General features: G+C 66.7%; 15 protein-coding genes. 7 read left to right on the top strand and 8 right to left on the bottom strand.

Features of this window, described 5'->3' with window-relative positions:
- Positions 1–32 precede the first annotated feature (32 nt).
- From IBX22_RS27680 to IBX22_RS27665, 4 genes are all read left to right on the top strand, one after another.
- A complete protein-coding gene (locus IBX22_RS27680; protein WP_194818618.1) occupies positions 33–650 on the top strand; it encodes a class I SAM-dependent methyltransferase in 618 nt (205 codons plus the stop codon).
- Positions 651–707: 57 nt separating this feature from the next.
- Entirely contained in the window at positions 708–1,511 is an 804-nt protein-coding gene (locus IBX22_RS27675) for a HEAT repeat domain-containing protein (RefSeq protein WP_194818617.1), read from the top strand.
- A 115-nt stretch (positions 1,512–1,626) separates the two neighbouring features.
- Positions 1,627–3,063: an MFS transporter gene (locus IBX22_RS27670; RefSeq protein ID WP_194818616.1), complete on the top strand. Its 1,437-nt coding sequence runs from the start codon at positions 1,627–1,629 to the stop codon at positions 3,061–3,063.
- A 110-nt stretch (positions 3,064–3,173) separates the two neighbouring features.
- Positions 3,174–4,538 (top strand): cytochrome P450, encoded by a 1,365-nt coding sequence (locus tag IBX22_RS27665; protein WP_194818615.1) that lies wholly within the window; start codon positions 3,174–3,176, stop codon positions 4,536–4,538.
- A 51-nt stretch (positions 4,539–4,589) separates the two neighbouring features.
- Here IBX22_RS27665 and IBX22_RS27660 read toward each other — a convergent pair whose 3' ends face one another.
- The 8 genes from IBX22_RS27660 to IBX22_RS27625 form a co-directional block, all read right to left on the bottom strand.
- The gene (locus IBX22_RS27660) at positions 4,590–5,816 is read right to left on the bottom strand and encodes a cytochrome P450 (protein WP_194818614.1); all 1,227 of its coding nucleotides are present in this window, start codon (positions 5,814–5,816) and stop codon (positions 4,590–4,592) included.
- Positions 5,817–5,851: 35 nt separating this feature from the next.
- Positions 5,852–7,432, bottom strand: a complete 1,581-nt coding sequence (locus IBX22_RS27655; RefSeq protein WP_194818613.1) for a succinic semialdehyde dehydrogenase — start codon at positions 7,430–7,432, stop codon at positions 5,852–5,854.
- Positions 7,433–7,524: 92 nt separating this feature from the next.
- Complete coding sequence (locus tag IBX22_RS27650) at positions 7,525–9,108, bottom strand: acyl-CoA synthetase (RefSeq protein WP_194818612.1); 1,584 nt, start codon at positions 9,106–9,108, stop codon at positions 7,525–7,527.
- 19 nt (positions 9,109–9,127) lie between these two features.
- On the bottom strand, positions 9,128–10,360 hold the full coding sequence (locus IBX22_RS27645) for a hypothetical protein (protein WP_194818611.1): 1,233 nt from the start codon (positions 10,358–10,360) through the stop codon (positions 9,128–9,130).
- 73 nt (positions 10,361–10,433) lie between these two features.
- Entirely contained in the window at positions 10,434–10,982 is a 549-nt protein-coding gene (locus tag IBX22_RS27640) for a nuclear transport factor 2 family protein (protein ID WP_194818610.1), read from the bottom strand.
- A complete protein-coding gene (locus IBX22_RS27635; RefSeq protein ID WP_194818609.1) occupies positions 10,982–11,188 on the bottom strand; it encodes a ferredoxin in 207 nt (68 codons plus the stop codon). Before IBX22_RS27635 ends, IBX22_RS27640 begins: the two co-directional genes overlap by 1 nt.
- Positions 11,185–11,970, bottom strand: coding sequence for an SDR family oxidoreductase (locus tag IBX22_RS27630; protein WP_194818608.1), 786 nt, complete (start codon positions 11,968–11,970; stop codon positions 11,185–11,187). The genes IBX22_RS27635 and IBX22_RS27630 overlap by 4 nt, the downstream gene beginning before the upstream one ends.
- The gene (locus IBX22_RS27625) at positions 11,971–13,176 is read right to left on the bottom strand and encodes a cytochrome P450 (protein ID WP_194818607.1); all 1,206 of its coding nucleotides are present in this window, start codon (positions 13,174–13,176) and stop codon (positions 11,971–11,973) included. It abuts the gene before it with no gap.
- A gap of 300 nt (positions 13,177–13,476) precedes the next feature.
- Here IBX22_RS27625 and IBX22_RS27620 point away from each other — a divergent pair, with 300 nt between their 5' ends.
- From IBX22_RS27620 to IBX22_RS27610, 3 genes are read left to right on the top strand one after another with little or no spacing between them, the layout of a single operon-like run.
- Positions 13,477–14,946: an aldehyde dehydrogenase gene (locus tag IBX22_RS27620; protein ID WP_194818606.1), complete on the top strand. Its 1,470-nt coding sequence runs from the start codon at positions 13,477–13,479 to the stop codon at positions 14,944–14,946.
- Positions 14,947–14,958: 12 nt separating this feature from the next.
- Entirely contained in the window at positions 14,959–15,708 is a 750-nt protein-coding gene (locus IBX22_RS27615) for an SDR family oxidoreductase (RefSeq protein WP_194818605.1), read from the top strand.
- Positions 15,705–16,580, top strand: a complete 876-nt coding sequence (locus IBX22_RS27610) for an NAD(P)-dependent oxidoreductase (protein WP_194818604.1) — start codon at positions 15,705–15,707, stop codon at positions 16,578–16,580. The genes IBX22_RS27615 and IBX22_RS27610 overlap by 4 nt, the downstream gene beginning before the upstream one ends.
- The last annotated feature ends 23 nt before the right edge of the window (positions 16,581–16,603 follow it).

Genomic DNA, 16,603 nt, shown 5'->3' with positions numbered 1-16,603 from the left:
GGAGGGACGGCGACATGCCGTAACGTCGGGACATGCTGTCGAATCCGGGCGAACCCGAAACCGATGTCCCCGTACAGCGTTGGCAGGACATACCCGGCTGGTTCACCTGGCGAGATGCTCAGGAAGAAGCGGTCGCACATTTTCCCGCGGGGAGTACTTTCGTCGAAGTCGGCAACTATCTCGGCCGCAGCCTGTGCTCCCTGGCGGAAGTCGTTGCCGACAGCGGTAAAACCTGCACTGTCGTGGGCGTCGACACTTGTCGCGGTAGTGGACCGGAGGGCGAGCGTGGCGTCAACGCGCACGGCCCCGCGGTTTCCGCCGGCGGCGGCACCTTCGCCGGGCTGCTCCATCGCAACCTCATCGCGTGCGGCTTCGCCGACCAGGTCCTGATCGTGGTCGGCGATTCCGAGTCCACCGCGGCCTTGTTCGCCGATGCCTCGTTGACGTGGGTGCACATCGACGCCCGGCACGACTACGACAGCGTGAAGGCCGACATCGCGGCCTGGCAGCCGAAAATCCGGCCTGGGGGCTGGTTGTCGGGTGACGACTACATTCCCTCCGCATGGCCGGGCGTCGTCGCCGCGGTAGACGAACTGCTGCCACGAGCGCAGCCCTGGTCGGCTATCCAGTGGCGCTGGGTCAACGAGTGAATCTCTCGCCCGTTCACGCGGGCGGGGTACAAGATCACCGCCAGGTACCGTTGTGCGGTGAACCCAGCTGATGCGCGACTCCTCAAAGACGGCGATCTCGCGACCCGCGAGGAGAACCTGCGGCGCCTGCTCGCGCAGGCCGAGGACGGCGACACAGCCGCCAAGGAAGCACTGCGCGCGCTGGTCCGCGACTACCCCGACTACCACCGGGCGCTGTACAGCCGGGCGTTGAACCGGGCCGACGTCTTCGGCGACGACACGTTGCGGGCACCGCTGCTCGCCGCACTCGCCGACACTCGGTACAACTGCCAGGCGTGGGCGGCGATGGGCTGCGCGGAGCTCGGCTTCCGTGACGCGGTTCCCGGCCTGGTCGCGATGCTGGATCACTCGCAGGAGATGGCTCGCGAACAGGCGGTGATCGCGCTGGGCGAGCTCGGTGACGAATCGGTCGTGCCGGCGCTTACTCCCCTGTTGGGGGACCCGATCGCGGGAATGCGCGAGCGGGCCGCCGAGGCACTGGGCATGATCGGCGGGGACGCGGCCCTGGCCGCACTGTGGGACGAATTCGAGAACCGCCGGTATTACCGCATCGGCTATATCGCCAGCGCGTTGTCCACCTTCACTCCGGACATCATCCCGCGGCTGTGCGAGGCCGCCGACAGCGCCGACGCCGACCAGCGCTACTGGGCGGCTGTCGCGCTCGGTTCGACCGGCGACGATCGTGCCGTACCGACCCTGGAACGGCTGATGGCCCACGACCGGGGTTCAACGGTTTTCGACGGCATGGTCAACGTCGCCGCGAAGAAGGGCCTGCGCACGCTACGACGAATTCAGGCTGCGATCGCAGCCCGCGAGTCCTGAGAGTGCCCGCGCCGCCGGAACACTCGCCCGAACCCGGGGCGTTATCCAGGTGCTGCCAGTACTAGTTTTACTGGGCTCCTGTTACTGGTGTCGAGACCGGCGCACCATTCAATACATGACACAGACTTTGCCGGCGCAGACCCCGCCGCTGCCAGCCCCGGCGGCAGCGCCCGCGCTGGATCCCCGGCGCACCTTCGCCATTCTCGCCGTCATCCTCACCGGTCAGTTCATGGCGGTGCTCGACTCGTCCATCGTCAATGTCGCGATTCCTTCCATTCGCAGCGATCTGAACACCAGCGGTTCCGCGTTGCAGTTGATCGTGGCCGGGTATGTCATCGCCTATGCCGTGCTGCTGGTGACCGGCGCGCGCCTCGGTGACCGGTTCTCGCAACGCCGGGCGTTCATCGCCGGGCTCATCCTGTTCACGATTGCCTCGCTGGCCTGCGGTCTGGCCTGGAACGAGACCTCGCTCATCGTGTTTCGGTTCGTACAGGGCGTGGGTGCGGCGGCCATGGTGCCGCAGGTGATGACGTTGATTCAGCGCGAATTCACCGGCAACGCCCGGACCAAGGCACTGAGCATGTACTCGGCGATCATCTCCGGCGGTGTGGTGGCCGGGCAGGTGCTCGGCGGGCTGATCGTGAACCTGGACCTGTTCGAAACCAGCTGGCGCGGAGTGTTTCTGGTGAACGTCCCGATCGGTGTGGCCCTGCTGGTGCTCGCGCCGCGCGTCCTGCCCGCCGGTGGGCCGCGTTTCCAGCGCAAGGTCGACGTGCCCGGCCTGGTGACGCTGACGGCGTCGGTGCTGCTGCTGGTGCTGCCGCTGGTGCTGGGTCACGAACAGGATTGGCCGCTGTGGTCGTGGATTCTGCTGGGCGCCAGCGTGTTCGGGTTCGCCGGATTCGTGCTGATCGAGCGATGGGTCGCGGCGCGCGGCGGGGCTCCGCTGTTCGCGCAGCGGGCGTTGCGGGCGCCGGGGCTGTTGCTCACGGCCGCAACGTTGTTCGTGATCATGGCGACGTTCGGTGGCTGGATGTTCGTGATGGCGATCCACCTGCAGAGCACGCTCGGATACAGCGCGCTGCACGCGGGGCTGTTGTTCATTCCGATGGGGTTGACCTTCGCGGTGGCGAGTCTGCGGTGGGACCGGATCCCGGCGCGGTTCCACGCGTCGATGATTCCCGGCGGACTGGTGCTGGCCGCGGCGTCGATGGTGACGTTGGGGATGCTGCTGCGGGACGGGTCGGATTTCGGTCCGGTGGGCTGGATGCTGTTCGGGCTCATGGGTGTCGGTAACGGGCTGGCGTTCAGTCCGCTGATGACGCGGACGCTGGCCAAGGTGCCGATGGAGTTGGCCGCCGATGCCAGCGGGATTCTGGTGACCAATGTGCAGCTCGGGGTCGTGGTCGGGATCGCGGTGTTCGGGACGGTGTTCCTGGGCTTGGCCGGAACCACCACGTTGTCGGCGGCGCACGCGCTCGGCGGGACGGCGATCGCCGAGGGGATCACGGTGCTGATCGCGGCAGCCTTGGGAGCTCGCGCCGCACGCTGACGCGAGCTGGAAGACCTTGGTGAATCACCTTGCCCGCCAATCGGACCCATAGTACTGTCCAGACAGGTGTCCATCTGTCGTTTCGGGCAGTCTTATCGGGAGGATTTCCCATGACCCTGGTCAAACCCCGCCGTGTTTCCTTGCGTGACGCGTCCGGGCCGGAGCCGGAGCACGGCCACCTCGACGAATTCCGCGAGGATCCCATCGGTCTCATGCGCCGCGTGCGCGAGGAGTGCGGCAATGTCGGTGCTTTCGACCTCGCCGGGAAACGCGTAATTCTGCTCTCCGGGGCCGAGGCGAACGAATTCTTCTTCCGGTCCGGCGACGAGGATCTGGATCAGGGGGCGGCTTATCCGTTCATGAAGCCGATTTTCGGCGACGGCGTGGTTTTCGACGCGCCTCCGGAACGCCGGAAGGAAATGCTGCACAACTCGGCGCTGCGGGCGGAGCAGATGCGCGGGCACGCGGCGACTATTGCCCGCGAGGTCGAGCAGATGCTCGAAAGCTGGGGTGACGCCGGTGAAATCGATCTGCTCGATTTCTTCGCCGAGTTGACCATCTACACGTCCTCGGCCTGCCTGATCGGCAAGAAGTTCCGCAACCAGCTCGACGGCCGCTTCGCCCGGCTCTACCACGATCTGGAACGCGGCACCGACGCCCTCGCCTACGTGGACCCGTACGCGCCGATCGAGAGCTTCCAGCGGCGCGATGCCGCGCGGGTCGAACTCGTCGCTCTCGTTCAGGAGATCATGGACGGCCGCAAGGCCAATCCGCCGGCGGGCAAGGACGATCGGGACATGCTCGACGTGCTCGTCTCGGTGCCCGGCGACGACGGCGAACCCCGGTTCAGCGCCAGCGAGATCACCGGCATCTTCATCTCCATGATGTTCGCCGGCCACCACACCACCTCCGGCACCGCCGCCTGGACGGTGATCGAACTGCTGCGCCACCCGGAGTTGATGCGCACGGTGGTCACCGAGCTCGACGACCTCTACGCCGACGGCTCCGACATCAGTTTCGGTGCGCTCCGCCAGATTCCGAACCTGGAAGCGACGCTGAAGGAGACGCTGCGGCTGCATCCGCCGTTGATCATCCTGATGCGGGTGGCGCGCGGGGACTTCGAGGTGTGCGGGCATCGCATCGAGGAGGGCGACCTGGTCGCAGCCACTCCCGCGGTGTCGAATCGGCTCGCCGAGGACTTCCCGGCTCCCGACGCCTTCGACCCGGGCCGCTACATCGACCCCAATCAGGCGGATCTGGTCAATCGGTGGACCTGGATTCCGTTCGGCGCCGGCCGGCACCGGTGTGTGGGGGCCGCGTTCGCGCTCATGCAGTTGAAGGCGATCTTCTCGATCCTGCTGCGGGACTGGGAGTTCGAGATGGCACAGCCGTCGGAGAGCTACCGCAACGATCACTCGAAGATGGTGGTGCAGTTGCAGCAACCTTGCACCGTGCGCTATCGCCGACGGAAATAACGCGCTTCGCTCAGGATGACAAGGTCCTTGTCATCCTGAGCGTCCGAGCGGCTACTCGTAGCGGACTTGCCAGCTCTTGATGCCGTTGATCCACCCGGAGCGCAGCCGCACCGGCTCCGCGACTTCGGTGATGTCGGGCATGGCGTCGGCGATGGCGTTGAACATCAGATCGATTTCCAGGCGGGCGAGATTCGCGCCGACGCAGTAGTGCGCACCGGTGCCGCCGAAGCCCACGTGCGGATTGGGGTCGCGCAGGACATCGAAGGTGAACGGGTCCGCGAAGGCGTGCTCGTCGAAATTCGCCGAGCTGTAGAACAACCCGAGCCGCTCCCCCGCCTTGATCCGCGCTCCGCCCAGTTCCACGTCCGCGGTCGCGGTCCGCTGGAAGGCGTTCACCGGCGTGGCCCAGCGCACGATCTCATCGGCGGCGGTCTTGGGCCGCTGCTCCTTGTAGAGCTCCCATTGCTCGGGGTGATCGATGAAGGCTTTCATTCCGTGCGTGATGGCATTGCGTGTCGTTTCATTGCCTGCAATCACCAGCAGCACCACGAAGAACCCGAATTCGTCGGACCCGAGCGCCTCCCCGTCCAGCCCCGCATGTACCAGCGTGCTGACGATATCCCCGACTGGGCAGGCCCGGCGCTGCTCGGCCATGTTCCAGGCGTAGCCGATGATTTCAGCGAATGCCATATTCGCGTCGCCGTACTCCGGGTCGTCGTAGTTCAGGGTGGAATTCGACCAGTCGAACAGCTTGCGCCGATCCACATCGGGCACCCCGAGCAGCTCCGCGATCGCCTGCAACGGCAGTTCGCACGCCACCTGCTGCACGAAATCGCCGCCGCCGGAACGTTTCGCCTCGTGCACGATGCGGGCGGCGCGTTCGGTCAGCGCCGCCCGCAGGCCCTCCACCGCGCGCGGGGTGAATCCTTTGGAGACGATCCGCCGGGTCTTGGAATGCTTCGGCGGATCCATATTCACCAGCAGCGCGCCGGTGAGCTCCATCTGTTCGGGGGTGGTGTCGTTCGGCAGCCGGATGATCGCGCCTTTGCGCTGCGCGGAATACAGCTCCGAGTTCCGGGAGATCTCTTTCACGTCCTCGTGCCGGCTGACCACCCAGTAGCCGCCGTCCCGGAAACCACCCGAGGTCGCATCGGGTTGCGCGTTCCACCACACCGGAGCGGTGCGGCGCAGCAACGCGAATTCTTCGACGGGACTTCTCTGTTCCCACAATTCGGGGTCGGTGAAATCGAAACCGGCCGGAAAAGACGGAGCCGCCATGGCTGCCTCCCTTATATGGCCTGGCGCACTAGGGCTCAGCGCAAGCGAGTTCGACGCATGAGCCGCAGCGACGCCAGGGTGATCTTCAACTGCTTCTGGTAGGGCATGCCGTCGCGTGCCGCCATTACCTGGCGTTTCTGCACGCCGACATTGATGGTGTCGGTGTATTTGAGGAGGCCGTGATCGCCGTGCCGGGCGCCGACGCCGGAGTTCTTCACTCCGCCCGACGGGGTGGCTTTGGACGCGTAGGTGGTGACGAAGCCGTCGTTGACGTTGATGTTCCCGGCTTCGAGCTGGGCAGCGATCTGCTTGGCGTGGGCCAGATTTCCGCTCCACACGCTGGCGTTGAGGCCATAGTCGGTGTCGTTGGCGAGGCGGATCGCTTCCGCGTCGTCGCTGAACTTGTAGACGGCGGCGACCGGGCCGAAGGTCTCCTGGATCGCGTGCGTCATCTCGGGCGTCACGTCGGCCAGCACCGTGGCCTCGTAGAACGCGGGCCCGATATCGGGGCGCGGCTTGCCGCCGGTCAGTACGGTGGCGCCCTTCGCGCGGGCGTCCTCGATGTGGGCGGCGACGCGTTCCATGTGCTGCACCGACACCAGCGACCCGAATTCCGGGGTGTAGTCGTAGGTCGCGCCGATCTTGGCGTTCAAATCCTCTGCCGCCGAGACGAATCGCCGCACGAACTCGTCGTAGCGGCTCTCGTGGACGTAGATCCGCTCGATGTGCATGCAGGCCTGACCGGAGTTGGCGAACACCGCGAAGGTGGCGCCCGGGATCACCTCGTCGAGCTTGGCGTCGGCACACACGATCAAGGGGTTCTTGCCGCCGAGTTCGAGGCTGCACCCGATGAGGTTGCGGCCCGCGCCTTCGCCGACGATGCGGCCGGTGGCGGTGGAACCGGTGAACATGACGAAGTCGGCGTTGTCGATCAGCGTCGGCCCGACCTCGGGGCCTTCACCGCACACCACCTGGAACAGGCCTTCGGGCAGGCCCGCACGGTAGAGCAGCTCCACGCCGAACAGCGCGCACAGCGCGGTCTTGTTGTCCGGCTTGAGGACTACCCCGTTGCCGGCGATCAGCGCGGGGATCGAATCCGAGAGCGCGATAGCGAACGGGAAGTTCCATGGCGCGATCACCGCGACCACGCCCTTGGGCCGGTGCTCCTCGGTGGAGCTGGTGACCACCGGCATCGGGCCGCCGCGACGCTTGGGGCGCAGCACCTTTCGCGCGGTCTTGAGGTAGTGGCTGATGACCATCGGCACGTCGCACGATTCCTCGACGGCCATGCGGCGGGCCTTGCCGCAGCCGATCTGGATCAGGTCGGCGGTGGTCTCGCATTCGGCGAGCATCAGTTCGTGGGCGCGTGCGAACACTTCCAGGCGGCGCTTCAGCGGCCAGGACGCCCATTCCTTCTGCGCCGCACGGGCCTTGGCGTAGGCGGCGGTGATGTCCTCGGGCTTGGACTGCGGCAATGGGCCGACTGCCGCGCCGGTGTAGGCCTCGATCATCTCGTACGGCTCGGCGTCGCTCGCGGCGACCATGGCGGTCAGCCGATTGATCAGCTCGGGCGTGACGCGAGCCGGTAGGGTGGCCTTGGTTTCGGTGGTGCTCATAGGATCCTGCCTCCATCAGATGCGCGGAAGTCGGGCGCGGTCGGCCAAATTAGAACACGTTCTCATTATGCCGACCAGTGGTCCGAGATCGGTCAATCCACCTGATAGGTCGGCTTCTGCTGCACGGCATAGTCTTTGGCCCAGCGGTAGTCGGGTTTGCCGCTCGGCGAACGCAGCACCTGATCGGCCACCCAGATCTGGCGCGGGATCTTGTATCCCGCGAGATGTTTCCGGACGTGGGCTTCCAAGTCGGCGAATTCGACCTTCCCCGAAGCCGAGATAACCGCCGCGACCTGCTGACCCCACCGCTCGTGCGGTACCCCGATCACCACGGCGTCGTAGATCGCGTCGTGCGCCTTCACCACGGCCTCGACCTCTTCGACGAACACCTTCTCCCCGCCGGTGTTGACGACCATGTTGCCGCGCCCGAGCAGGGTGATGGAGCCGTCGGATTCCTTGCGGGCCCGGTCGTCGGTGATGACCATGCGGGCGCCGTCGACGGTCTTGAACAGCTTCTCGGTCTTCACCGGGTCCTTGTAGTAGCCCAGCGGCACCGCGCCGGTCTTGGCCACCCAGCCTTCCTCCTCCGGTCCGACCGGCTTGCCGTCATCGTCGACGACGACCGCGCCGCGCCCGGTCTGCACCCGCGGGCCGCGGCTCGGGTTGTCGTCCTTCTGCGCGAAACCGATTCCGCCGAAACCGGTTTCGGAGGAGCCGATGGAATCGGTGACCACCGTCGAGGGGAACATCTCCAGCAGCGTGTTCTTCACCGACTGCGACAGCAGCGCCGCCCCGGATCCGATGGCCAGCAGCGAGGATTCCACCGGGCGCACCCGGTAGGCGTCGATCAGCGGCCGGGCCATGGCGTCACCGGTGATGACGAGCACCTGCGGTTTGCGCCGCTCGACCACCTCCCAGATCCGCTGCGGATCGAACTTCGGCTCGAAGACCACCGCGTTGCCGGACCAGAGCGCGGTGAAGGTGGGCATCATGGCGGCGGCGTGGATCAGCGGCGGCAGCACGAACCAGGTTGCTTGGGGGTTACCGGAACCGACGCGGGACTGCTGGAATTCGTCGGCGACGGGTTCGTTGGTGTAGAAGTCGATGCCGCCGCCCAGCACGCGCCACATGTCCTCCTGGCGCCACATCACGCCCTTGGGCAGGCCGGTGGTGCCGCCGGTGTACATCATGAACAGGTCGTCGGCGCTGCGCGGGCCGAAGTCGCGATCCGGGGCCCCGGCGGCGACGGCGTCGGCGTACGGCGTTGCGCCGCCATGGTTTTCGCCGACGACGATCAGCTCGCGCAGTGAGGCCACTTGGGGCGCCGCCTCGCGCACCGCGGCCTCGTAGGTGTCGTGGTAGACGAGCACCTCGAGGTCGGCGTTGTCGTAGACGTAGCGCAGTTCGTCGGCGCGGTAGCGGTAGTTGATGTTGATCGGGACCGCGCGGATCTTGAAACAGGCGATCAGCGTTTCCATGGTGGCGATGCCGTTGTGCATCTGGAAGCCGACGTGCGTGCCCGCCCGCACACCCACCGATGCCAGGTAGTGGGCCAGGCGGTTGGCGTTGGCGTCGAGTTCGGCGAAGGTGACCTGCTGGTCGCCTTCGACCACGGCCACCCGGTCCGGCATCGCGTCGGCGGAGTGCTCGTACAGGTCGGCGAAATTGTTGGCCATGGTTCTTCCTTGTCGTGCGTTACACCACGGTGAACGGCAGCGGTATGCCGCGGTCGGTGAAGGTGAAGGCGGCGCCCTTGCTGAATCGGGTGATCGCCACTTCTGTAGCTTCCCGGAAAGGTTCTGCCGCGAGGGCGATTTCGGCACTCCAGCCGAACTGGTCGGCTTCGACGGCCCGGATATAGGAACGCGGGTTCACCCCGCGCGCCATCGCCTCGAGTGGTGCGAGGTTGCCGGCGTCGAGCAGGGCGGGCCAGACGCCGTCGGACTGCGCGCCGCTTCTGCGCGGCAGCCGGATACTCACCGAGTCCGCGGTCTCGGTGATCTGGATGCCGGTGTAGGACAGCGGGTTCCAGGCCGGATGCAGCCGCAGTACCGTGGCCAGCGCGGCGGTGTCGTCGCCGAGATCCAGTGCCGCGCGCAGACGTTCGGACGTGATCCCGGCGATGCCGGTGAACTGTTTGCGGCCGATCTCGGTGGCCTGGTCGGTGCGGGCGCGGACCGCGATGAGGAAGCCCAGGGTCAGCAGGTGGTGTTGCAGGCAGACCTCGTCGGCCAGGCGGATCAGCGCCGATCTGGAGAACTCGTCGAAGCGCAGGTCGCTCAGCAGTGCGCCCGCGTAGTCGGATCGGCCGTCGTCGCCCGGGTCGATGTCCGGGAGTTCGAGTTGCGCCGCAAAGGAATTCGCGACCACGTCGGAGTTCGGCGGTATCGGCGGCGGTTCGTGGGCCGGGTCGATGGTGACCTTCCAGGCGCACATCGGATGCCGGTCGGCGGGGGTGCGCGGCGGGCGGTGGATGGGCCGGACCTGGGCGTGCGGGTTGGTGGCAAGGGCGGTCGCGTCGAAGGTCGGGTCCTCCATGTCGTGGCACATGGCGACCACGAACTCCGGGCCCATCGGTTCCACGTCCAGCAGCGCACCGCAGTGGTCGAGCCAGAATTCGCCGTGATCGTGGTCGTCGACGCGATACCGGAAGTCCATGAACTGCGGTGGCGCGCCGATGTCGAGCTGCAAGCCCTTGAAGATGGTGTCGACGCCGTCGCCTTCGATGGCGAGCGCCTGGCGCATCCGGCGGGTGTAGACCGGGCTGGCCACCTGCCATTCCTCGATCGCGACCGCGGTCATGCCCGGGCGGCCGAACGCGGCGATGCAGTGCGCCATGCCGGAGCGGTCGATGAGGTGCCCGCACAGCAGCAGCTCCGGGAGCAACCGCGCGAGGGTGGCCCGGTCGAGCTCGTCGAAATTGCTCACGACTCCGCCTCACTAGCGCTCGGCTCCGTCGTGCGCAATTGCGCGCTGGCACATGATTCGCTCGCAGGCTCGCTCACCACAGCGAGGCCGGTGCTTCGCCGATCTGGTACCAGCCGGGCAGCGGGCCGGCGACCGAACGCTGGATGCGTTGCTGCATGCCGTCGGACAGGGCATTGTTCTGGATCATCTCCAGGAACATGGCCGAGACGTTGCCGAAGTCGAAGAAGTCACGCTGCCAGGACCATTGGAAGTCGCCGCCGTAGCGGAACCAGCTGCCGCCGATGCCCTGCGGTGAGTAGTGCGAGCCGTCCGCGCGGGTGCGTTCGCTGATCTGCTTCCAGAATCCGATGACGGTGCCGCTGCGCTCGTCGATGACGAACTCCTGGTACGGGTAGGTCCAGCCTTCCAGGCCGAACATCTCCTGCCCGAGTGCGAGTTCGCGGATCTCCTCGCGGCCGACCGCCATGAACTCCTGGGTGGGGCCGTAATTCCAGCCGTAGGTCGCGTCCTCGGTGTACATGTCGGCGAGGGGCTTCCAGTCGCCCTTCTCCTCGCAGCGCTGGTTCTCCACCAGCCAGCGTTGCACCATCTCGTCGAGTTCGGTGCGGGGGTAACCGGTCATCACCGGGCTCCTTCGGTTCGGTTCTCGGTCAGGATCGAGAGGGCTTGGGTCGGGCAGTAGCGGACGGCGCGCTGCACGTCGGCGGAATCCGCTGCGGGGTCGGCGATTTCGACCTTGCCGCGTTTGGGGACGCTGAAGACGTCCGGCGCCTCGTCCTGGCACACCGCATGCCCTTGGCACAGATCCAGGTCAGCGACGATTTTCATGCGTCCTCCTTGCGCAACGGCGCTTCGGGCTGGACTTCGACCAGCACCAGGTGCGCGCCGCGTGGCACGCTGACGACCGCGACCACGGCGGCGGCCAGGTCCTCGGCGCGCAGCATGTACGGGTGGCGGGCGAAACCCCAGTCCTTCCAGGCCTGCAGCATCGGGCCGACCACCTCGGGGGTCGAATTCATGCCCATGCCGGTGAGTGTCGGGCCCGGACGCACCAGAGAGGCGCGGACGCCGGTGCCTTCGAGTTCCATGCGCAACTGCAGGGCCATCGCTTCGAGGCCGGCTTTCGCGGCGCTGTAGGCACCGGTTTGCGGCCGAGGTTCAGGGGCGCAGTCGGAACTGATCAGCACGAAATCGCCACGCTGCCTTGCGATCATGCCGGGCAGGACCCGGTTGGCGAGGCGGTGCGCGCCACCCAGGTGCACGGCGATCTGATGTAGGAAGCGCTCCGGGTCCATTTCGTGGACCGGGCCGAATTCGATATCGCCCGCGCCGGAGACCAGGATCTCGGTGGGGCCCAGCTCGTTCTCGGCGGCGCTGACGAATTCCTCGACCGAGTCGGCGTCGGTGACATCGAGGCGGTGCGCGAAAGCTGTTCCGCCGTCGGCCTTGATCTTCTCCGCCAGTTCCTGGCACTTGTCGACCCGGCGGGCGCCGAGGGCGACCGGGTGGCCCAGGCCGGCCAGCGCGATCGCGGTGGCCGCGCCGATTCCGGAGGAGGCTCCGGCGACTATCGCGGGCCTGCGGTCCGGGTTGGGTTCGAAACGGGGCATTTACCGGACCTCCACGGTGATGGGGAGTTTCGCGAATCCGCGAACATTGCTGGAGTGCACGCGCTCGATCCCGGCGTCGACCACGTCGTATTCGCGGACCCGCGAGGCGAATTCGCGCAGGGCGACGTTGGTTTCCAGTCGGGCCAGGTGCGCGCCGAGGCAGAAGTGCACGCCCGCACCGAAACTCGCGAGCGCGGACTTGTCGGTGCGTTCGATGTGGAAGTCGTCGCCGTCGGCGAAGACGTCGGGATCACGGTTGGCCGAGCCGATCAGCAGCAGCACCTTCGACCCGGCCGGGATCGTGCCGTACGGGTAGTCGATGTCGGTGGTGGCGGTGCGGGCCAGGATCTGGCTGGAGGTGTCGTAGCGCAGCGTCTCCTCGACCCAGTCCGAGACCAGGTGGTCGTCGGCGGCGACCTTGGCGTACTCCCCCGGGTTCTTCGCGCCCCAATACAGCGCGTTGCCCAGGAGTTTCGTGGTGGTCTCGTTGCCCGCGACGACCATCAGGAACATGAAGCCGATGATCTCCTCCTCGGTGAGCCGGTCGCCGTCGGTTTCGACGTTCAGCAGGGCGGAGGTCAGGTCGTCGGCGGGAGCGCGGCGGCGTTCGGCGACCATGTCGGCGTAGTAGCCGATCAGGGTCATGGAGGCCTTGGCGGCGGCCATCGGGATGTCGAGGACGCCGTCCTCACGGTGCACGACCAGGTCGGCCAAGCGGCGGATTTCGGCGCGGTCGGCGGCGGGCACGCCCATCAGTTCGGAGATCACGTCCATCGGCAGCTTGCCCGCGACCTCGTCGATCCAGTCGAAGGACCCGCGGTCGAGAGCGGGTTCCAGGTAGGACAGCGTGAGTTCTTCGATGCGGTCTTCCATTTCGGCGACACGCTTGGGGGTGAAGCCTTTGAAGACCAGCCGGCGCAGGCGCAGATGCCGGGGATCGTCCATCGCGAGGAACGACATCACCCGGTGCGCGTGCGGGCCGTAGGCGGCCGGGTCCAAGGAGACGCCGTTGGCGCTCGACAACCGGGTCGCATCCCGGAAACCGTTCGTGACATCCACATGCCGCGACAATGCCCAGAACCCGAGTTCAGGGTTGTGATACAGCGGCGCTTCGGTGCGCAGCCGCTGATAGGTCGGGTAGGGATCCTCGTGGAAGCGGTAGTCGTACGGGTCGAAGATCAGCGGCTCCACCGACGCGGTAGTCATCGCACGTACCCCTCTTTCGAGAACAGGTTCTCGCTGATCGACAGGTGCTCGCCGTCAGTGGGAGACACATAGCTGGACATGTGTCTGGACGGTACCAGCGGCTCGCGGCTTCGACAACGATTCGATCGGATTATCACGAGAATTCGCAGCCGAACCAGGAATGCGGAGGAATTCGGTCAACCCTGTTGCGGCACACCACCGACCCCGTGACCCGGTTGCGTTTCCTGTAACTCGTTCTTGCGTCATTTCCGCAGTCCGGACTATATTCCGTACACGTGTCCAGACAGGATCGGAGTTTGCATGAGCAGCCTTCTGCCCGCTGATGGTGCGCCAATGCTGGTCGGCGGCAAGCTGATCGACGGCGGCAACGGCGTTTTCGCCACCATCAACCCCGCCACCGAGGAGGTTCTCGGTCAGGCCGCCGACGGGAACGCCGCCGACCTCGCCGCCGCCATCGCCGCGGCGCGGACCGCCTTCGACGACACCGACTGGTCTCGCGATCACGCCTTCCGCGCGCACTGCCTGCGCCAACTGCGCACCGCGCTGGAGGCGAATATCGAGGAGCTGCGGTCGATTACGGTGGCCGAGGCGGGCGCTCCGCTGATGTTCACCCGCGGCCCGCAGCTGGAAGGGCCGATCGCGGACCTGGAGTACGCGGCCGGTCTCGCCGAAACCTACAGCTGGGAAACCGATCTCGGCACCGCCACTCCGATGGGCATCAAGAGCCACCGGGTGGTGCGCCGGGAGGCGATCGGGGTGGTCGGCGCGATCACGCCGTGGAACTTCCCGCATCAGATCAATTTCGCCAAGCTCGGTCCCGCGCTCGCGGCCGGAAACACGCTGGTGCTCAAGCCCGCACCCGATACGCCGTGGTGCGCGGCGGCGGTCGGCGCGATCATCGCCGAGCACACCGATATCCCGGCCGGCGTGGTGAACATCGTGACCTCGGCCAACCACGCGCTGGGGTCGATTCTCACCGAGGACGCGCGGGTCGACATGATCAGCTTCACCGGGTCCACCCAGACCGGGCGGGCCGTCATGCGCGGCGCGGCGGCGAACCTGAAGAAGGCGTTCCTCGAACTCGGGGGCAAGTCGGCGGCCATCGTCCTGGATGATGCGAATCTCGGTGCCGCCGTCGGGGTTACGGCGTTCTCGGTGAGCGTGCACGCCGGACAGGGATGTGCGCTCAGCACCCGGCTACTGGTGCCGCGCGCGATGTACGACGAGGCGATCGAGGTGGCCGCTAAGACGTTGCGCGGCATCCGACCTGGTGATCCGAGCTCCCCAGGCACGGTGTGCGGGCCGCTCATCTCCGAACGGCAGCGCGCCCGCGTGGAGCGCTATCTGCAGATCGCTCGCACCGAAGGCGGACGGATCGTGGTGGGCGGCGGTCGGCCCGCCGAGCACGAGCGCGGCTACTTCATCGAGCCCACGCTCATCGCCGACGTCCCGAACAGCGCGACGGTCGCGCGCGAGGAGATCTTCGGGCCGGTGCTGGTGATCATCCCGCACGATGGCGACGACGACGCCATCCGCATCGCCAACGACTCCCCCTACGGCCTGTCCGGCTCGATCTGGGGCACCGATCCCGCACGCATCCGGCACGTTACGGACCGGGTACGCACCGGGACGCTGAGCGTCAACGGCGGCGTCTGGTACTCCGCCGACGCGCCGTTCGGCGGATACAAGCAGTCGGGCATCGGGCGGGAAATGGGCGTCGCCGGGTTCGAGGAATACCTGGAAACCAAGCTGATCTCGACCGCAGGATAAGAGGAGCATTACATGGCCCGTTTCACCGGAAAATCCGCCATCGTCACCGGCGCCGCGCAGGGCATCGGCGCGGCCTATGCCGCCGCTCTGGCGGCCGAGGGCGCGAAAGTCGTTATCGCCGACTTGAATACCGAGCTCGGGCAGGCGGTGGCCGAGAAGATCACCGCCGACGGCGGGACCGCGGTATTCGCACGCTGCGACGTCGCCGATCCCGGCTCCGCCAAGGAGCTGGCGGAGTTCACCGTCGCCGAGTTCGGCGGCATCGACCATCTGGTCAACAACGCCGCCATCTACGGCGATATGAAGCTCAATCTGCTGCTGACCGTGGACTGGGACTACTACAAGAAGTTCATGTCGGTGAACATGGACGGCGCGCTGAACGTCACCCGCGCGGTATGGCCGCACATGCGTAAGAAGGGTGGGTCGATCGTCAACCAATCCTCCACGGCTGCATGGACTTATTCGAGTTTCTACGGCCTCGCCAAGGTAGGGGTGAACGGGCTGACTCAGCAGCTGGCCTTCGAACTCGGTGGCAACAACATCCGGATCAACGCCATCGCGCCCGGGCCGATCGACACCGAGGCCACCAAAGCCGTGACGCCGGAACAGATCGTGACCGACATGGTGAGCCGGTTGCCGCTCAAGCGGATGGGGACGCCCCAGGATCTCGTCGGGGCATGCCTGTACCTGCTCTCCGACGACGCGAGCTGGGTGACGGGGCAGATCTTCAATATCGATGGTGGACAGGTGTTCCGGGCATGACCGACAGGGTTGGATTCATCGGACTCGGCAATATGGGCGCGCCCATGGCCGAACGGCTGCTGAGCTGGCCGGGTGGACTCACCGTCAGCGATATGCGCCCCGACGCGATGCAGAAGTACGCCGAATCCGGTGCTGCCGCAGCCGGTTCGGCCGCCCAACTCGCCGAACAATGCGAGATCGTCTGCATCGCCGTGGTCGACGATGCCCAGGTACGTGCGGTGCTCACCGGGCCCGACGGTGTGCTCGAGACTGCGAAACCGGGCAGCGTCGTCGCTGTGCACTCCACGATCAGCGACCGGACCGCCGAGGAACTCGCCGTCGAATGTGCTTCGCACAGTGTCGAATTCGTGGACGCACCGATCAGTGGTGGCGCCCCCGGGGCGGCCAGCGGCAGGCTCGCGGTGATGGTCGGTGGCAGCGAGGCGGCCTTCCAGCGGATCCGGGAACCGTTCGGCGCGTTCGCCGATCTGATCGTGCACGCCGGACCGGTGGGCGCGGGCACCCGAATGAAGCTGGCGCGCAACCTTTTGCACTTCATCGCGTTCACCGCCACCACCGAGGCGCAGCGCCTGGCCGAGGCATCCGGGCTGGATATCACCGCGCTCGGCAAGGTGGTGCGGCATTCCGACGCTGTCACCGGCGGTCCGGGGGCGATCATGTTGCGTGACACCACCGCCCCTATCGAGCAGGGTGATTTCTGGCTGCCGATCCTCCAGCACGTTCGTGACCTCGGCGAGAAGGACCTTTCCCTGGCTCTGGACTTGGCCGCCCGCCGCGAAGTGGAGCTGCCACTGGCCGAACTCGCGCTCGGGCGCCTCGGCCCCGGACTGGGCGTCGGCATCGGTCCCGCCGCCGAACGGAAGTCACCGTGACCACCACGAATCCCTCGAAAGGC

The organism is Nocardia sp. XZ_19_385 (assembly GCF_015355755.1).
GTDB lineage: Bacteria > Actinomycetota > Actinomycetes > Mycobacteriales > Mycobacteriaceae > Nocardia.
Note: the sequence above shows the minus strand (reverse complement) of the source record. Positions and strands in the feature narration are given on the sequence as shown.

What these genes read in the sequence shown, in the direction of transcription:
- IBX22_RS27620 (WP_194818606.1), top strand. Translation starts at nt 13,477, where the DNA reads ATGAGCAGCCTTCTGCCCGCTGATGGTGCGCCAATGCTGGTCGGCGGC.
- IBX22_RS27630 (WP_194818608.1), bottom strand. Translation starts at nt 11,970, where the DNA reads ATGCCCCGTTTCGAACCCAACCCGGACCGCAGGCCCGCGATAGTCGCC.
- IBX22_RS27610 (WP_194818604.1), top strand. Translation starts at nt 15,705, where the DNA reads ATGACCGACAGGGTTGGATTCATCGGACTCGGCAATATGGGCGCGCCC.
- IBX22_RS27635 (WP_194818609.1), bottom strand. Translation starts at nt 11,188, where the DNA reads ATGAAAATCGTCGCTGACCTGGATCTGTGCCAAGGGCATGCGGTGTGC.
- IBX22_RS27615 (WP_194818605.1), top strand. Translation starts at nt 14,959, where the DNA reads ATGGCCCGTTTCACCGGAAAATCCGCCATCGTCACCGGCGCCGCGCAG.
- IBX22_RS27665 (WP_194818615.1), top strand. Translation starts at nt 3,174, where the DNA reads ATGACCCTGGTCAAACCCCGCCGTGTTTCCTTGCGTGACGCGTCCGGG.
- IBX22_RS27670 (WP_194818616.1), top strand. Translation starts at nt 1,627, where the DNA reads ATGACACAGACTTTGCCGGCGCAGACCCCGCCGCTGCCAGCCCCGGCG.
- IBX22_RS27660 (WP_194818614.1), bottom strand. Translation starts at nt 5,816, where the DNA reads ATGGCGGCTCCGTCTTTTCCGGCCGGTTTCGATTTCACCGACCCCGAA.
- IBX22_RS27625 (WP_194818607.1), bottom strand. Translation starts at nt 13,176, where the DNA reads ATGACTACCGCGTCGGTGGAGCCGCTGATCTTCGACCCGTACGACTAC.
- IBX22_RS27655 (WP_194818613.1), bottom strand. Translation starts at nt 7,432, where the DNA reads ATGAGCACCACCGAAACCAAGGCCACCCTACCGGCTCGCGTCACGCCC.
- IBX22_RS27640 (WP_194818610.1), bottom strand. Translation starts at nt 10,982, where the DNA reads ATGACCGGTTACCCCCGCACCGAACTCGACGAGATGGTGCAACGCTGG.
- IBX22_RS27650 (WP_194818612.1), bottom strand. Translation starts at nt 9,108, where the DNA reads ATGGCCAACAATTTCGCCGACCTGTACGAGCACTCCGCCGACGCGATG.
- IBX22_RS27680 (WP_194818618.1), top strand. Translation starts at nt 33, where the DNA reads ATGCTGTCGAATCCGGGCGAACCCGAAACCGATGTCCCCGTACAGCGT.